The organism is Streptomyces exfoliatus (assembly GCF_000725545.1).
In the GTDB taxonomy this organism is placed as follows: Bacteria; Actinomycetota; Actinomycetes; order Streptomycetales; family Streptomycetaceae; genus Streptomyces; species Streptomyces exfoliatus.
The window spans coordinates 1-14,839 of sequence record NZ_JNZP01000053.1 but is presented as its reverse complement, the minus strand read 5'-3'; the positions used below and the strand labels follow the sequence as shown (position 1 = coordinate 14,839).

Here is a 14,839-nt window from a genome sequence, read left to right as displayed (position 1 = left end):
CAGGCGGGTGGCGAGCGCATGGGACCGCTCTGGCAGTCCAGGGGTCTGCCGGATTCCCCCCCCCGTTCCGGCAGACCCCAGGACAGCTGCACGCCCCGCTCCGCCGAGGTGCAGGAGCTGCACTCGGCCCACCCGTCCCGCATGCCCGGAGCCCTCGTACGGGTTGCGGGGCTTGCCCATACCCGTGCACTTTCCGCCTCTGCCGCGCGCTCCTCCAGCTTCTACGGGGCGGGAAGGATTTATGCGAGCACGGCTGACTCGAATAAAACTCAAATTCCTGCTATGCGGGGACGTGGATATAGGTGGATGTTATCTGGCTTGAAACCTCTCAGGCCGACAATTTTGTCTGCATACTCCAGGGATACTCGCAGCTCTTCGATTTCCTTAAGGGGTGAAATATCGGCGATATCGGGCACGGCTGCGCGACAGTTGATGGAAATTGTCTTAAGGTTGGGAAATTTTTCAGGGACTAGGTTCAATTGTGTATCCGCGTCGGTGGGTGACAGGTGTAGATGTGTCACGCTGAGCATTAGTGGGGCCTGTAGAAGGTCATATTCTGATACGTAAAGTTCTGCCAGGTGTGGCAACGAAGAAATTTCTTGCCACTCTGCAGGGGTAGGTGCTGAGTTAACTACCAGGCTTTTCAGGAGCTGCCATCTGGAAATTCCGCTTAGGGGTGTGTCAATCCAGCGAGCCATGCGCAGTGTGGTCAAGCCTGGCGGTGCTGGCATGTTTTCTAGGCTGTCCCATGGCAGGCGGGTGTAAAGGGCAAGGTATGTGAGTTCCGTCAGTGAACTCAGGGCATCGAAAGACGATTCGTCCGGGAATTTTAGTAGGTGCAGTTCTGACAAGGGTAATCCTGCGAGGTCATCGATTTCTGTGAGTTGGTCACACTCGGATATGGCGAGCTCTTTTAGAGCTGGTAGGTGGCGGATAAATTTCAGATCTGTTAGTGCATGGTTGGAATGGATATTCAGTCTTTGGGTGTGCTCAGGCGAGAGGTGCTCTATTATTTCCTCTGGAGTGAAGGATTTTTGGAAGCTGACTTTACTGATAGGTTTTAGGAATCTCAGGGCATCGCGCTGATCATCGGTGTTAATGGTCAGAAGTAGGCGTTCTTTGAATGGGAGCAGGATGTCGCGCGCGTATGAGACAGCGTCAAAGTTCTTCCAGCCGTCGACCAGGTCGTGGGTTACTGGGCCAGAAGCAAGGGACTGGGTGAAATGGCTGAGAAAGGCGTAGGCGTGATCACCGCCAATGGTGGCGGCGGTCGTGATGACGGGGCCTACTTCGTCGTGTTCCAGGCCTTGGGGCCCTGGCAGTAGGTCCAGGATGCCTGGTCCCAGTGCGGCGAGTTCTTCGGCTTCTTCCTTTGAGCGGGGAGGCATGAGGGCGCGTGCTCGTTGTTCGACGAGTTTGCGGGTGTCGGGTTCGATTTCGGTGGCGTACTGCAGGCTGGCGGCTGCCAGAAGGTGGAGCCTGCCCCTATGTGTGGCCTCGGTGTCGCCGCGTTTGACGACGCGGCGGAGCAGGTCAGTGCTTTCGGTCGGTCGGGCGTGGGCGACGGCCATGCGGATGACGTCTTCCCACTGGTCGTCGTGGGCGTTGTTGACCAGGAGGGGGAAGTCGTGGGCTTCGATGGCGGCTTTGGCGCCGAGGTAGTCCTGGAAGGTGCGGTGGACGAAGTCGATGGTGTCCATGGTGGGCTGGCGCAGGAGCCCGCTGCGGCCGACCAGGTGCGTCATGATCCGCTCGGCACTGCCCTGCTCGGCCACGGCCTGCATGGCCGGCAGCGCGTCGTCGACCAGGGCCGTTGCGGTGGTCCGTTCCATCTCGGTCTGGCGGTTGCGGATGAGCCAGTAGGCCAGACGCTGCAGCAGCTGGACGCTCTGGTGTTCGGTGAGCTGGATACCTTCGGGGACGTCGATGCTGCGTTCGAGGTCGCGGCGTACCAGCAGCATCGACAGCGCTGCCTCGTAGAGCTCCATACGGCTGTGCGGCAGATGACCGCGGCGGTCCCGGTGCAGCGCGCAGATCAGCGCACACATCAAAGGCGTGCTGGACAGCTGCGCCAGATCGCGCTGAGCACGCACCGTGAACCGCAGCGCCGCTTCGAGATCATCCAGCTGTGAGCGTTCGGCATCGGTTGCCGCGTTGTGCCGGGCCGCGGTGTGCCACCGGTGAACGAAGACCCCGATGTCACCGGTACTCATGGGCCGTACCGACAGTTCGGTGAAGTGCGAGGGAGCCAGCCAGCCTTCCGGCACAGCGGACGGACGCGTGGTGACCACGAACCGCGCGTCCCCGTAGGCCGCCAGGAGCCGTTCGAGCCAGTCCCGCGTAGCACCCCGGTGCTCCTGGGGAACCTCATCGATGCCATCGACCAGGACGAGCGCCTCCCCCCTGGCAAGGAGACCATCGACCCAGCCCTCAGGTTGCGCGGCGGCCAGGGGCGCACCGACCGAGGACAGGAAATCGTGCGGCTCCGGCAACGGCCCGCGCCGCACCAGCGTCCGCAGCGGCAGGACGAACGGGATCAGCCCCCGCCAGCCCGCCAGTTCCTCCGGCAGCTCATCACGCGCCGCGGCGACAGCCAGCCACTGCAACAGCGTCGTCTTCCCGCTGCCAGCAAGCCCCCGCAGAAGCACGCGCCGGCAGCCGGCCAACGCGTGCTCGGCACGCTTCACCACGACAGACGGCCGCCCCGCCTCCTCACCACCCGCAGACCAGTCCTCCTGCCGCTCCGCCAGCTCCAAACTCAAATACGCCGCGTCCAGCGGCCAGCGCGCACGCTCCGGCCGACTCAAGTCCAGCCCCACAACGGTCAGCTGCGAATGCCGCTCCCTCACGTAGCTGAGGTACCGCTCCTCAAACGAGGGCCGTGCCCTGGGCCCGGCCAATCTGCGGGTGGCTCTCCTCGCAGAAGCTTCGCGCACCTGCGGTACGGGGGTGGCGGCTTCTCGAAGAGCCAGCAGCGGTTCCACATCCGTACCCAGGGCCTTCGCCAGAGCCACCAGGGTGGCCTCGGAAGGCACCTTCTGGCCGTTCAGCGCCAGGCTGACCGTTGTCCGCCCCAGCCCCGTCCGCTGCACCAGCCCGGCGATCTGCAGACGCTTCCGCGCCTTGAGGGTGCGCAGGCGGAAGGCGAGCTCCGCCAGCGGATCCTTGTGCACATCCCCCATGCTCTGCTTCCCCGTCTCCCAGGTGGCCGTCTTCGTTCATCTTTGTTCGTCCTGAACCCCGGTGAACACCGAAACCACGAAATTCAGCGTCGTCCCCGTCACCGGTCGTCCTGGGAGAAGACATGAACACCACATCCACCCACCTGATCCTGCTGACCCTGCTCCTGGCCGTCATCGCCCTCTTCTGCACACTCGTAGGAGCAGCGGCCGGCCTGCTCGCTCGTATCGACGGAGCCACCTACGCCACCGCCCTGCTTCGCGGAGCCGTGGCCTTCGCAGGCAGCGCCACCCTGTCCCTGGCGCTGCTCACCTTCATCCTCGCGGCGCTGTGAACCAAGGACACCTCGGCAGTCGGAGGCGGCCATGCCCACTGCGCCCACTTCCCGCAGCGCCCCCTGCTGCTCCTGGGCGAGCTTGTCTCGCCTGGATCGGATGTTCCCCGTCGAACTGAAGAGATCCCCCTCAGGCCTTGTCGTCGTCCGTGGGGCCGTGGAGTGCCGCGGCGGTGGTGAGGAGGCGTTCCCAGGTACGGGGGGTGTGGCCGTGGAGGTCTGCGAGTTCGGTGGCGATGCGGCTTTTGGGGGTGCCGGCGGGCGCGGTGGTGAGGGCCTGGGCGGCGACGGCCAGGCGGGGGTCGTTCTCGTAGGCGTGCTGTGTGCGGGGGCCTTGGGGTTCGCCGGCGCGCCGGCCGCCGCCTTTGCCGCGGCCGGGGGCGTTGTCGCGGCGGTCGAGGACTTCGCGGCGGGCCCAGAGGCGGGTGCCGTAGCGTGTAGTGCCGGGGGAGAGGTAGCCCTGGGTGGCGTAGGCCTGGACGGTGCCGGTGCTGATGCCGAGGATGGCGGCGGTCTCCTTGGCGCTCAGCAGGTCGTCGGGGTGCTCGCCTTCGGGCAGCGCGGGGATCGGCCGGCCTGCGAGGTAGGCCTCGGTCTGGGCGAGGTCGTAGAGCAGGGAGCGGCTGTCGGGCAGGAGGCCGGGGACATGCTCGCGGAAGGCGGGGGCGTCATGCCGGCGCCAGGTGGCCAGCGGCACGCCCGCGTGGCGGGCGACGTCGGCTTCGTTGATGACCGGACGGCCAAGGGGGATCATGTCGTCTCCTGTCCCTGGACTCGGACGCCCATGGCGCCTCGGCGCCGGGCGTCGGAAGAGACACCATGAGGAAATCATCGATGACAAGCACCGGGTACGCCTCCGCCAGAGAGCGGAAGTCCGAGGGCAGCGCCGTCCCGAGGCCCGCCTCGAGGGCGGCCCAGTCCACGCTGCGTCCGCCTGGCACACGCCACCGTGTCATCGAAGGCAGCACGCCCTCCAGCTCTTCGACCCGCACCATGTCGTCTGCCAATCCGGGGAGCTCTCGACCATGACGGTCTCGAACCATACTCCGGCCTCAATACGGGCGGGCACGGCGACATAACTGCTTCAAGAGTCACGAACCGCCCTCTTAGACCGTGTCCTACGTGGTGAGGCGGAGGAGCCGCTTGTAGCAGTTGTGGTCGTCCGCCGCCGACCCTAGCCCCGCCCCCGATAACTGGCGGGTCCCGCCTCCACGCTTGCCGACGGGGGCGAATCGTGTGAATTCCCTCCACGTCGCGATGGCGCGGGAGATGACCTTGCGTCCCCTGTGGGAGTGAGGTGTCCGCAGCCGTTAATGATTGCCTCGTTCCCGCCTTTACGCTGGCGGCTCAGAGCGACGAGGGAGGCCGGACGTGAAACGGGCGCGAGCCGTGGAACTGGTCGAGGGAATGCTCCACCGGATCGACGACGGCCAGGACTGGCCCTTGAGCCTGGTACGACAGATCTGGCTGTTCGGCAGCTTCGCCCGAGGAGCCCCTGAGCCGCACGATGTCGACGTCGCTGTCCGGTTCGAACGCGACGAGCAGATGACTCACCTCATCGTCCAGAGCCTGCTCTCCGGGCGCGGCAACCCCTACGCGCCGCTGCGCCGCGCGCTCGCGGGCACCTCCCGCGGGCTGCAGTTGCAGTTCGACGACTCCACACGCGAGCAGCTCGAGGCCGAGGGCACGAAGATGCTCCCGCTGTGGCAGCAGGGCGACTCCCTCACCCGGGCTCTTGCCGCGCTGCACGCGATCACCGAGGACCCGAACGCCGGCCGGGCCGAACGGCACGACATGATTGCCGCGTTCGAGGGCCTCGACCAGCACATTCCCCGCCCCGTGCGAGCGGATCTGATCGAGTGGCAACAGCAAGAGCTCATCACCGTCTCGCGCATCACACTGCCGGACACGCCCCAGGACTCCGACCTGCTGACCACCCCGCACATGCGAGGGGCCTTCCGGCGGTGGAACCAGGACAGCCCGCTACGCCGGGCGGCACTGGCGGGCCTGACCCACCTGCAGAGCCTTCAGGTCGAGCTCGACGACATCGACCTGGCCGGCCAGCGACTTCCCACCCCACGGCGCCTCGCGGGTCACCGAAGCGAGCCTCGCTGGTGGATCAACTGGAAATGGCAGGGACACCAGAGCATCCCGTACCGCGTGACCGGCGCAGCCGGCTGGCTGGAGGTGGTCCAGCCCACTTGCACACGCCCGCTGAACGCGCTGGTGCTCCAGCCCGGACCCAAGGCAGCCGCCTTCCGCGCCTGAAAACCGGCCCGCCCCCGGCACCCGGCCCCACTACGGTGGCTGCCGTGAGCGACGGGATGCAGTCGGCCGACGGCCTGGACGCGCCGAACCGAGGACGCGAACCGCCGCCTGACCGGGAGGTCCGGGAGCATCGGCCCCGGCCTGCACGCCCGGCGGTGTCCTACGAAGGCGCGTTCCCCGGCCGGCTCTGCTGCCGCACCCGGCGCCTCATGCCTCGGGCGGCGACCGCGACCCCGATCAGGACCGGGACCCCCGCGGCGATCCCGACCCAGAGAACGAGCGCGAGGTAGCCGTAGGCGGCGTTCCGCGTGTCCTGGTCCGCCCATACGAGGAAGACGATGCTCACCACGAGCGCGACCGCCATGAGGGCGGCGACGACGACGGCGGTCCAGGTGAGAACGCCCGCCCACCGCCGGTAGGAAGCGGTGACCTCACGGGCCTGCGGTGGCGCGTACATGCCGGGCGCACCGGGCGGCCGGGGCCAGTGGGAGGGCTGCTGGTCGGACATGGGACCAGTTCTACTGTGCGCGGCCCCGGGACACCACCCTTCAATTCTTCATGGCGTCCCACCTGATGGAGCTGAAGCTGCGCACCAGGGCGACCAGCGCGGCCCCGAGCCGCCAGTCCAGGTCCGGTTCGTGCAGGTGCAGCTTGTCGCCGCCGGACCTGAACTCCAGGGGCATCCTGCCGCCCGCACGCCATCGGATGCGCCGGGGGCCGCGCGCGGCACCGCCCACGCTCGGGGAGCTGTCGACGACGGAGGCGAGGACGATCAGCACCATCAGGGGCAGGCACAGCCACCACACGAACCACCACACGATCCGGCCCTTGTAGCCCACCGCATCGGGGCCGCCGGGCGGGGTCACGGTCCAGCGCGTGCGAAGGCCCCTGCCTCGGAACGCCTTCTCGCGCACGATCGTGCCGATGTGCTCGCCGTGCGCGCTGAGGACCTGGAAGGTGGCGACACCGCCGGCGGCGGACTGGGTCATCACCGTGGCCACCCGCTCCCGGCGGTGTTCGTCGGCCCACAGCACGAAGGCGCGGGCGCCGCTCTTGCGGGCCGCGAGATAGGAGGGTATGCCGCCCGGCGGCAGCTCGCGCTCCGGGTACGCGACCACGCGGGCCGGTCCCGAACCGTCGGTGAAGTCGATCGAATCCCTGACCGTCCCCGGGTCCTGGACCCTTCCCCGGACGGTGTTCATACTCAGTACGTTGCTCACCCGGCGGGCTCCTCAAGGGCTGCTAAGGGGGTGCGTCCAGCCATCAACTGCCTACTCTATGAGCTGGATCCGGTCGGCCGGATCGGGTCGGCCGGTCCGTCGTGTCGATGGCGGTTCCATCGTGCGGCGGCGCGGCCCCGGGCGCCTGAGTAGCGCTACTCAAACCGTTGTGAGCTCCGGCGTGTTGCGGGCCGCGTAGTCCTGTCCCCGCTACGAAAGACAGGGGCCCGGCTGAGGCCGGGCCCCTGTCGCGTATCACCGGCCGTGCTCTACACGAGCACGTGGCCGGCGCCGCCCAGGTCAGTGAGCACGCTGCGGGGGGCTCTGCTGCCGGGGGACGGCACCCAGCACCGCCCACCACCGGGCCAGCTGCTCATGGCTCACCAGACAGACACCTCACGTTGCTGTGCCGTCAAGTTCGGGGGATGAGTCCTCCGTTCACGGCGCGGTCGTAGAGCCTCTTGTGCCACTCGTTGGCGTCGGGTCCTGGATCGGTGGCGAGGACGGGGTTCGGGCCGGTCTCGATGAGGTGCAGCAGGGTTCCGGCGACGCCGTAGCAGTCGTCCGGGCCGAAGCAGGAGACGAGCGCTCGGGCTTCCTCTCCCGTGACCGGCTTCGGAATCGCTTCGAGTTGCTCGACGCGCCTGTCGATCTCTTCTCCGCTCGCGTCCCAGTCGGGGAGCGGGCCGTCGGCGACGAACGTCTGCACTTCGGGTCTCATGGGCGAATGTTCGGCTGCCTTCACCGCTGTGGGCAAGGGCCTTGGCTGGTCAGGCCGCCGCCTCGGCGAGTGAAGGTGTAACGACGAAAGTGCCCCGACCCGGTACGGTGTCGGCCAGTCCCTCGATGCGCAGCAGGTTCAGCGCCGAGCGTGCCGTCAGGCTGGAGACGGTGTACTGCTTCTGCAGTTCGCGCATCGACGGCAGCCGTACACCCAGCGTGAGGCGGCCGCTGGCTGCCTCCGAGTGACCACCCTGTCGGAATCTGGACGACCGAACTCTGATCTGCGACGCGGTGGGTGGAGAGCCAGCAGCCAGGCGATGCACTACTGAAGCAAGATCATCTTGCGTAGGAGCGAGTGTCCCCTTGTCCCGGTCGGCCCGACGGTGGCGAACCCGGGGATGCGGCCGCCGGGCTGGATGAGCAGTACGGACTCTCCGTCCTCAGGGTCCATGCCACCGGTCTCGTAGTCTTCGTACGACAGGAACAGATACGCCATGCGGAGCGTGGCGCCGGGCTCGACGGGGACCGGGATCTGCCCGATGAAGTCGAGCGGCTCACCTGTGCGGGGGTTCAGGGGCCAGCAGGGCTCCTCCAGCCACACGGGGTCGCCACCCAGCTTGGCGACGGGCATGGCCTCGCCGACCGGGTGCATGCACATCTGAACGCGAGGGAGGTACCCCGCGTCGTAAGGGCCAGTGGCCCCCTCAGCTGGCTGCGGAAACATGATCGGACTGTAGACGCTGGCACCGACAGCTCGGCAGGCTACCTGCACGGTGGGGGCTGCACTGATCCCTTGCGGGGCTCCGACAGCGCACAGCGCCCTTCATTCACCGTGGTTCCCCGCCGTATCTGGCAGGGGTGTGGCACGACGTTGAAAGCGCCGATGGAGCACCTACCAATCGCGCCACTTGTCCGTGAGCTCATGTCGTCCGAGCCCGTGCCGACTGGTCAGCGCCGCCACATCGACGCCGCGCTCCGTCAGAGCCGTGTCGATGTAGTCGCACAACGCCTCGCGTTCATCCGTCTCGTAGCCGTAGTGGGTGCCGTCCACAGCATTCAGCGCCAGGACGACGCGCTCCACCACGGCGAAGACCTGGACATCCTCTGCGCCGTCAAGCCCGGCCACCTCCACATCGAAGGAGTCGAGGACGGTATCGGTCGCCGCCAGGAGCTCATCCGGGTACAAGGCGGCCATGCAAGCGCAGCCAGGATCCAGGGTGCCGGCAGCCAGTTGCTCCGCCTCACGGGCTATGCCCTCGCGCCAGCTCATTGTCGGTCTCTCAGCCATGTCGCGGACCGTACAACGCACCCCTGACAACACGGACGCTGCGGCATCGACATGAGCTTGGGAATCACCGATCTTCCAGCCGCGTCTGCTGGCCCGCGAACACCACAGAGCCCCGGGTCCTTCGCGCCCGGCCCCGGGGCCAGGCGCGCGAGGGCGGTACGCGCGCAGCCCGCGCCGCTGCCGACAGGGAACCCGCTGCGTGACGCGGGGCCCGTCGGCGTCCCGGGCGGTACTGCCGGGCCGCGCCCGTCGATGCGTGATCGTGACGGCCGACCATACGAACACGCATGCGGGGGTGTCTACGATTCCGGCATGATCACGTTGTCCGTCGACCCCACCTCGCAGAGCTTCGCAGCTGGCCAGGCGCTGGGGGCGCTTCTCGTCACTGCCGCGGCCATGGCTGTCATCTGGTTTGCCACCCGGACGTGGCGACGTGGTCCAGTGCCGGCCCGTGCGGTCGAAGCCGAGCAAGCCGTTTCCACCGCCCTGCGCCGGCGCAACACCATCGTCGGCGTACTGCTCGCCGTCGCCGCCGCGGGTCTGGTGCGGGCGTGCAGCTACGAGGGGCAGCCGCCTACCGCCGAGGCGGCTCCCGTGGTCCAGGAGCGCGTCATCGGCGCCGCCCCGCGCGTCGGCGTGTACCGGCTGCTCACCGGCGAGGAGGCAGCCGAGTACGAGCGAGTGATGACGTCCGGGAGGACGCTGTCGGGCAAGCGCTGGTTCTACGACGGTCCAGGTCAGGGGCCGATGGGCGCCATGCTCCAAATCAACGCCGTCGAATGGGACGCGGAGCTGGCCGAGGAGAAGCGCTCGGACACGATGACGCAAGAGCTGCGCAACTTCTTCGCCGGTGCGCGAGCGAGTGACGTCGCCGCCTTCGAGGCGGGCCCCTGGGGTGGCCAGTTGAGCTGTGGCTATATCGCATCGAACGCCGGGGGCCGCCCGATCGTGTGCGCATGGACCGACGGCGGTACCTCCGGCAGCGTGGTGCTGACGGACGAGAGGAGTCTTCCCGGGGCCGCCGAGGTCGCCCTGCAGTTCCGCACCACCTCCGAGAAGCGAACCTGAAGCATCGCGCAGCCCTGCGGCCCCGGCGACTGGCTTCGCACGCCGAGAGCCAGCGCGGCCCCGCGTGATCGGCTGGTCAAGTCCTGACCGGGAGTGTGCGAGCTGCCTGCCCCGGTATCCGCTCCTGGAACGCGGCGCGCGAGGGAACCGCCGGATGGCCGGACAGGTTCTAGGCACTGTCCGGCGGATCATGACGATGGCAGAGTGTTTCCGTGAGTTACAGCATCTTCCTGCTCCGGTTCGTGGACCGCGAGGTTGTCGCGTTGGACACTGAACGGTTCCGACAGGTGACGGAGCCGTACGTGGTGGCGGGCAGTTCGGAGGACGGCTTCTTCCAGCTCCGCGCAGAGGACGGGGGCGAAGCGGATCTCTACCACGAGTCCCACGGCGAGAGCGGGATGTTGTGCGTGACGGCGACGCACTTCGCCAAAGGCGCGATGCTCGGTGTGCTCTCCCGGCTGGCTGCAGCCCTCGGAGCCTCAATCGTCCCTCAGGACGGTGGCGCGCTGATCTTCCACGAGAAGGAGCGTCGTCACCTTCCTGCGGAGCTTCAGGGGAACGCGGTTGTCATCGTTCCCACGGCGGACGCGTTGCAGGCCGCATTCGATGCGCGCTGAGCGTTTCCGCCCCCGACCAGAGTGCCCGTTCTCCGGATCACGGGCGGAGCCATAAGCGAATTGCCGCAGCGGCGACTGTGCCGTGGAAGACGTAGGCCCTCTTGTCGTAGCGGGTGGCGACCGCCCTGGAGTTCTTGAGCCGGTTGATCGTCCGCTCGACCTCGTTGCGGCGCTTGTAGACCTCGCTGTTGAAGCCGGTGGGCCGGTCGGTTGGCCCGCTGGTCCTTAGGCTCGGGAATGGTGTGTTTGATCTGGCGCCTTCGCAGATAGCTGCGGTTGCGGCGTGAGCTGTACGCCTTGTCGCCGCCCAGGTGTTCCGGCCGCGTGCGGGGGTGACCGCCCTGAGGGCGGGGAACGCGGATGCGTCCGAGGACCTCGATCATCTGCGGCGCGTCGCCCCACTGGCCGGGCGTGATCAGGAAAGCCATTGGTCGGCATCCGCCCTCACCGGCGAGGTGGATTTTGCAGGTCAGGCCGCCCCGGCCGCCCCGGCGGCTGCGCAGACGTTCCCGCTCTCCTACGCGATCGGCCAGATCCCGGTCGCCGAGGAGAGCCGGGCCGGGTACACCCGGGACAAGTTCCGGCACTGGAACACCGGGCTCGATCCCGCGGATGGCTGCAACACCCGAGCCGAGGTGCTCCTGGCCGAGGCGACCGAGGCCCCGTCGGTCGCGGCCAGCTGCAAGCTGTCCGAGGGGGAGTGGCTGTCGTACTACGACGAGCAGGAGGTCGCCGACCCGGCCAAGCTCGATATCGACCACATGGTCCCGCTCGCCGAGGCTTGGGACTCCAAGTAGGCGGAGTTGGGCTCGACGCATCATTCTGCTCCCGGGTGCTGACGGCTTGGGGCAGGTAGGGAGCGGGGTTGCCGCTCGTTGAGGTGGCGGTCGGTGCGTGCTGACCTGCGGCGGGGCATTCACCGCCACGATGTTGCATCTGATGCAACTCCCAGAGGTGGCGTTGAGCGGGGCGAGTTCGCCGGGAGCGATCCGGCTCGTGCGGGCGGCGAACGTGGCCGCGTTGGATCCGATGACGGCATGTTCACCGCGATGCTGACCAGGTGGGAACAGCAGCAGCGCAGTCGGCCGCTGACGAAGAAGACGATCACCGACCGCCTCAGTCTGGTTCGCCGGCTCGCCGGCCCCCGCCCCTGGGAGTGGGCCCCTGACAAGGCCGTTCGCCGGCCTGGTAGACAACCAGCATGGCGACGTTCCTGGTTCTGTTCGACGGCTCCAGCACCACCTGGCGTATCGAGCCTTCAGGCCTGACTCCCTTGCTCCAGGGCATCTGGGCCGACACGGTCATCGATCCGACCATCCGGGGCGAAGCGCGAAGCTTCACGTGGAGCTTCCAGACGTCCTGTGGCTCAGCTGAGGCCTACCTGGATACGGACGGCACGTGCCTCTACATCGATGCCGCCCTTGCCGACGCGGCCCGGATTACCTGTGTATTCCGTGACTGCGTGCCAAGGTCGATCGAAGTGATCTTCTGTGACCAGGGGTACAACTTCGACCTGGTGATCACACCCGGCACCACCCCGGCAGCACTTATCGGCAAGGTGGACGCTTTGCCGTAGGCGTGGACGGACACACCAGTCGCCGGATGCGAGGTCGGAGCGGAATACGGCACTCTTCGAATGACGCTCCCCGCCAGCTGGTGTCTCCGCCTGGGATTCGAAGCGGCGTGAGGCGTACGCGAATGACCAGGACGCGGCAACCAGCCTGGTCGCGGTGACCGCGCGCACGAACCGTCAGATGGCCGACCAGGACCCGGCTACGTGGATGCCGCCGGCCCCGAACGCCACCTGCCGATACCTCGCCGAGTGGACCGCGACCAAGCTTCGCTGGGGCCTGTCCGCGGACCAGAGCGAGATCGACGCCAGCAACGTCTACGCCGGCGGACCGTGCGAGATGACCGTCGTCCACTACACCCCGGCCCCGTAAGCCGCGTAGCGCACGAACCACGCGCCCGCCCGCCCGCTGCCGGCCGCTCGCTTCGGCTTCAGCGGCCGTCGGTGCGGCGGGCCGTTCAGCGGCCCGCTGGCGCGGCGGGCTGCCGACGACCGAGGCATGGGCGAGCGGAAAGCAGGTCAGTTTTGCCTCATCAGCAGATGTATCAGTGTCACCACAGCGACGCCCACCATGAGGGCGGTGCCGAACGAGGGGTGCTCGAGGGCGGCGTATGCGGTGCCGCAGCCCACGAGTACGAGTAGGAGCGTCCGCTGATCCATCTGACCGTTCATGGGTGAGGCCCTTCCTGTGTCTGCGCCGATGGCGGGGCACACCGCGTGTGCCAGCGCATGTCGGGATCCAGTCCGGGGCGAGGAAGAAGCCGCTGCCCCGATGGGTCGCGACATCCATGTTTCCTTGAGGCGAGGAGGGGATGCCGAGGCTTCGCAGCCCTCTTCGCCCCGCTACTGCGAGGCGGCCTGTGCTGGTCAGGACGCCGGGCGGACAGTCCGGCAGGCCGGACAGTCCCCGATGGAGCAGTAGACAGGGAAACCCGCTGATCGAGCACCCCTCGGCAGGACGGGTGTTGCTGATCGTGACCCAGGCCGGAGGCAGGCGGTTCCTGGTGAGTGCTGCCACGTAACGGTGACCGCCCTTGCGTGTACTTCACCGACCGAGGCATCGAGGAGTGGGTGAACCGTCGTGGCGAGGAGGAAATCCTCTTCGAGTGGCCCGCCGAGAGCGCCCACGTCCTCGAGATTCGATGTCATGGGGCAAGGGCCCCTGCGAGTCGTGGCCGTGGACCAGCAACAGGAAATCGAACAGGCGTATGATTTGAGTGTGGCTGACACTCCTCCCTTCCCCGACGACCTGATCGAGACCCAGCAGCGTCTCCACCAGGCCCGCGCCGAGCACACGGCCCTGTGCCGGGCCCTTCCCTGGTCTGTGGAGCCGCTGCCCGGCTGGCCCGGCGCAGCGCACCCGCACACGGGAGAGGTCACGGGTGGCCGCGACGCCTCCCCCGGGTACACGCCGGAGCAGGAGGCCGAGGAAAAGCGCCTGTGGGACCTCATCCGGGAACTGTCGATCGCCGTGGTCACACACCCGTACTGGGCCACCCTGGAGAAGGACGCGGGGCTCGTGAAGGCCCGCACGGAGCTGAAGCTCCACCCGAAGGCCCAGCCGGACGCCGCGAACATCACCGGCGCCGAGGCGGCATGAGTGGGGACTCCGTCATGGAGATGCCGATAGCCGCCCGGCTGGAGAAGAAGCGGACGCTGCTGGCCTGGCTGCGCTACCAGGCCGCGGTCACCGAGCGGGAGATCCGCGATCTGGAGGCTCAGGACATCGAGGAGAAACGGCGCCGGGAGGTCGCGCGCCGCGAACAGGGATGGGTGGTTCAGGCGTCCCGGGCCATCGAGGGGCACCCGATGCTGCACCGGGGTAACTGCTCGCTCGGTGCCGGGTACGGCCTCAGCGAGCTCCTGAACCGGGACGGCGTCCTGGCCGCGGCCGAAGAGCACCCGGACCTGGAGATGTGCGACATCTGCGCCCCATGGGGAAGCCTCGGCATCTCCAGGCCCGGCGCGCGGCAGGCCCCGGCTCCGGAGATCGAGTTCCCCTGAACTTACGCCGCAGGGTGTGAGGGGTTGCCGGGACGCGTGGTGGCGGGCCTACGACCGTGAGGGGATGCCGAGCCGCTCGCAGGTGCTGAGGGCGAGCGCGCTGAGTGAGGCCGGTGATGGGTCGGGGCCGTCGAGCTGGACGTGGACGAGCCGGGGCGGTGGGCGCAGACGAGTGCCTGAGTCTCCAGGGTGGCCGCGGCCCCTCCTTCCGTACCGGGTGGGACGGGTCAGGCAGACTTCGGGCGTCGTGCCGTGGTCTTCTTCGCCGTGGTCTTCTTGGCCGGCGCCTTCTTCGCGGCCGCCTTCTTCTTCGGCTTCGGCATCTCGTGCACCATCGCCTCGGCCCCGTCTGCGGGGCCGGTCTCGCCGCGGCGCTCGCGGGCCTCGGCGACCGACTTCTCCAGCGCGGCCATCAGGTCGACGACCTGCCCGGCCGGCTCATGAGCTTCCGCGACCGGCTGAGGCGCCCGATCCTCGGCCTTCGCCGCGATGACCTCGTGGAGCGCCTCGGTGTAGTGGTCGGTGAGCTCGTCACCGAGCTCCTCCAGGCGGTCGGCCGCCATCGTG

General features: G+C 67.9%; 16 protein-coding genes and 4 pseudogenes. 10 read left to right on the top strand and 10 right to left on the bottom strand.

The genetic code is table 11. The annotated features are described in order from the left end of the window. Positions 1 to 269 precede the first annotated feature (269 nt). Positions 270 to 3,182, bottom strand: a complete 2,913-nt coding sequence (locus IO20_RS0133380; RefSeq protein WP_030556710.1) for an NACHT domain-containing protein — start codon at positions 3,180 to 3,182, stop codon at positions 270 to 272. 122 nt (positions 3,183 to 3,304) lie between these two features. On the opposite strand from IO20_RS0133380, the gene IO20_RS0133375 reads away from it, so the two are divergent. Next, positions 3,305 to 3,514 carry a hypothetical protein gene (locus IO20_RS0133375; protein ID WP_030556708.1) on the top strand — a complete coding sequence of 70 codons (210 nt, stop codon included), beginning with the start codon at positions 3,305 to 3,307 and terminating at the stop codon, positions 3,512 to 3,514. A gap of 130 nt (positions 3,515 to 3,644) precedes the next feature. Here IO20_RS0133375 and IO20_RS0133370 read toward each other — a convergent pair whose 3' ends face one another. Further along, the gene (locus IO20_RS0133370) at positions 3,645 to 4,268 is read right to left on the bottom strand and encodes a helix-turn-helix domain-containing protein (protein ID WP_051875114.1); all 624 of its coding nucleotides are present in this window, start codon (positions 4,266 to 4,268) and stop codon (positions 3,645 to 3,647) included. 635 nt (positions 4,269 to 4,903) lie between these two features. On the opposite strand from IO20_RS0133370, the gene IO20_RS0133365 reads away from it, so the two are divergent. After that, positions 4,904 to 5,782, top strand: a complete 879-nt coding sequence (locus IO20_RS0133365; RefSeq protein ID WP_245685142.1) for a nucleotidyltransferase domain-containing protein — start codon at positions 4,904 to 4,906, stop codon at positions 5,780 to 5,782. Positions 5,783 to 5,942: 160 nt separating this feature from the next. Here IO20_RS0133365 and IO20_RS0133360 read toward each other — a convergent pair whose 3' ends face one another. The 6 genes from IO20_RS0133360 to IO20_RS0133335 form a co-directional block, all read right to left on the bottom strand. Then, positions 5,943 to 6,290 carry a hypothetical protein gene (locus IO20_RS0133360; RefSeq protein ID WP_037636900.1) on the bottom strand — a complete coding sequence of 116 codons (348 nt, stop codon included), beginning with the start codon at positions 6,288 to 6,290 and terminating at the stop codon, positions 5,943 to 5,945. 40 nt (positions 6,291 to 6,330) lie between these two features. Next, the gene (locus IO20_RS0133355) at positions 6,331 to 7,002 is read right to left on the bottom strand and encodes a hypothetical protein (protein WP_030556703.1); all 672 of its coding nucleotides are present in this window, start codon (positions 7,000 to 7,002) and stop codon (positions 6,331 to 6,333) included. A 412-nt stretch (positions 7,003 to 7,414) separates the two neighbouring features. Continuing rightward, positions 7,415 to 7,723 (bottom strand): hypothetical protein, encoded by a 309-nt coding sequence (locus tag IO20_RS0133350; RefSeq protein WP_030556700.1) that lies wholly within the window; start codon positions 7,721 to 7,723, stop codon positions 7,415 to 7,417. A 49-nt stretch (positions 7,724 to 7,772) separates the two neighbouring features. Beyond that, a complete protein-coding gene (locus tag IO20_RS42090) occupies positions 7,773 to 8,048 on the bottom strand; it encodes a GntR family transcriptional regulator (RefSeq protein WP_281181696.1) in 276 nt (91 codons plus the stop codon). Next, positions 8,048 to 8,377 (bottom strand): hypothetical protein, encoded by a 330-nt coding sequence (locus IO20_RS37190; protein WP_245685141.1) that lies wholly within the window; start codon positions 8,375 to 8,377, stop codon positions 8,048 to 8,050. Before IO20_RS37190 ends, IO20_RS42090 begins: the two co-directional genes overlap by 1 nt. 240 nt (positions 8,378 to 8,617) lie before the next feature. After that, positions 8,618 to 9,013, bottom strand: coding sequence for a hypothetical protein (locus IO20_RS0133335; protein ID WP_030556696.1), 396 nt, complete (start codon positions 9,011 to 9,013; stop codon positions 8,618 to 8,620). 312 nt (positions 9,014 to 9,325) lie between these two features. Between IO20_RS0133335 and IO20_RS0133330 the strand changes: the two genes are divergently transcribed. Both IO20_RS0133330 and IO20_RS0133325 read left to right on the top strand, forming a co-directional pair. Continuing rightward, a complete protein-coding gene (locus tag IO20_RS0133330) occupies positions 9,326 to 10,081 on the top strand; it encodes a hypothetical protein (RefSeq protein WP_030556694.1) in 756 nt (251 codons plus the stop codon). A gap of 212 nt (positions 10,082 to 10,293) precedes the next feature. Further along, positions 10,294 to 10,698 (top strand): hypothetical protein, encoded by a 405-nt coding sequence (locus IO20_RS0133325; protein ID WP_030556692.1) that lies wholly within the window; start codon positions 10,294 to 10,296, stop codon positions 10,696 to 10,698. 37 nt (positions 10,699 to 10,735) lie between these two features. Here the strand turns inward: IO20_RS0133325 and IO20_RS39280 are convergent. Then, positions 10,736 to 11,180 (bottom strand): annotated as a pseudogene (locus IO20_RS39280) (IS5 family transposase); the annotation flags it as partial. A 153-nt stretch (positions 11,181 to 11,333) separates the two neighbouring features. On the opposite strand from IO20_RS39280, the gene IO20_RS42485 reads away from it, so the two are divergent. The 6 genes and pseudogenes from IO20_RS42485 (at position 11,334) to IO20_RS0133295 (ending at position 14,272) form a co-directional block, all read left to right on the top strand. Beyond that, positions 11,334 to 11,495 (top strand): hypothetical protein, encoded by a 162-nt coding sequence (locus IO20_RS42485; RefSeq protein ID WP_157850860.1) that lies wholly within the window; start codon positions 11,334 to 11,336, stop codon positions 11,493 to 11,495. A 404-nt stretch (positions 11,496 to 11,899) separates the two neighbouring features. Further along, complete coding sequence (locus IO20_RS0133315) at positions 11,900 to 12,274, top strand: hypothetical protein (RefSeq protein WP_030556688.1); 375 nt, start codon at positions 11,900 to 11,902, stop codon at positions 12,272 to 12,274. 76 nt (positions 12,275 to 12,350) lie between these two features. Continuing rightward, a pseudogene (locus tag IO20_RS41075) lies at positions 12,351 to 12,641 on the top strand (HNH endonuclease); the annotation flags it as partial. Between the two features lie 665 nt (positions 12,642 to 13,306). After that, a pseudogene (locus tag IO20_RS41820) lies at positions 13,307 to 13,387 on the top strand (DUF6104 family protein); the annotation flags it as partial. 100 nt (positions 13,388 to 13,487) lie between these two features. Further along, entirely contained in the window at positions 13,488 to 13,868 is a 381-nt protein-coding gene (locus IO20_RS0133300) for a hypothetical protein (protein WP_030556684.1), read from the top strand. A gap of 14 nt (positions 13,869 to 13,882) precedes the next feature. Beyond that, positions 13,883 to 14,272 (top strand): DUF6233 domain-containing protein, encoded by a 390-nt coding sequence (locus IO20_RS0133295; protein ID WP_051875110.1) that lies wholly within the window; start codon positions 13,883 to 13,885, stop codon positions 14,270 to 14,272. A gap of 227 nt (positions 14,273 to 14,499) precedes the next feature. Here the strand turns inward: IO20_RS0133295 and IO20_RS40555 are convergent. Next, positions 14,500 to 14,839 (bottom strand): annotated as a pseudogene (locus tag IO20_RS40555) (Ku protein); the annotation flags it as partial.

What these genes read in the sequence shown, in the direction of transcription:
- IO20_RS0133330 (WP_030556694.1), top strand. Translation starts at nt 9,326, where the DNA reads ATGATCACGTTGTCCGTCGACCCCACCTCGCAGAGCTTCGCAGCTGGC.
- IO20_RS0133350 (WP_030556700.1), bottom strand. Translation starts at nt 7,723, where the DNA reads ATGAGACCCGAAGTGCAGACGTTCGTCGCCGACGGCCCGCTCCCCGAC.
- IO20_RS0133315 (WP_030556688.1), top strand. Translation starts at nt 11,900, where the DNA reads ATGGCGACGTTCCTGGTTCTGTTCGACGGCTCCAGCACCACCTGGCGT.
- IO20_RS0133295 (WP_051875110.1), top strand. Translation starts at nt 13,883, where the DNA reads ATGGAGATGCCGATAGCCGCCCGGCTGGAGAAGAAGCGGACGCTGCTG.
- IO20_RS37190 (WP_245685141.1), bottom strand. Translation starts at nt 8,377, where the DNA reads ATGCACCCGGTCGGCGAGGCCATGCCCGTCGCCAAGCTGGGTGGCGAC.
- IO20_RS0133370 (WP_051875114.1), bottom strand. Translation starts at nt 4,268, where the DNA reads ATGATCCCCCTTGGCCGTCCGGTCATCAACGAAGCCGACGTCGCCCGC.
- IO20_RS0133380 (WP_030556710.1), bottom strand. Translation starts at nt 3,182, where the DNA reads ATGGGGGATGTGCACAAGGATCCGCTGGCGGAGCTCGCCTTCCGCCTG.
- IO20_RS0133335 (WP_030556696.1), bottom strand. Translation starts at nt 9,013, where the DNA reads ATGGCTGAGAGACCGACAATGAGCTGGCGCGAGGGCATAGCCCGTGAG.
- IO20_RS0133360 (WP_037636900.1), bottom strand. Translation starts at nt 6,290, where the DNA reads ATGTCCGACCAGCAGCCCTCCCACTGGCCCCGGCCGCCCGGTGCGCCC.
- IO20_RS0133375 (WP_030556708.1), top strand. Translation starts at nt 3,305, where the DNA reads ATGAACACCACATCCACCCACCTGATCCTGCTGACCCTGCTCCTGGCC.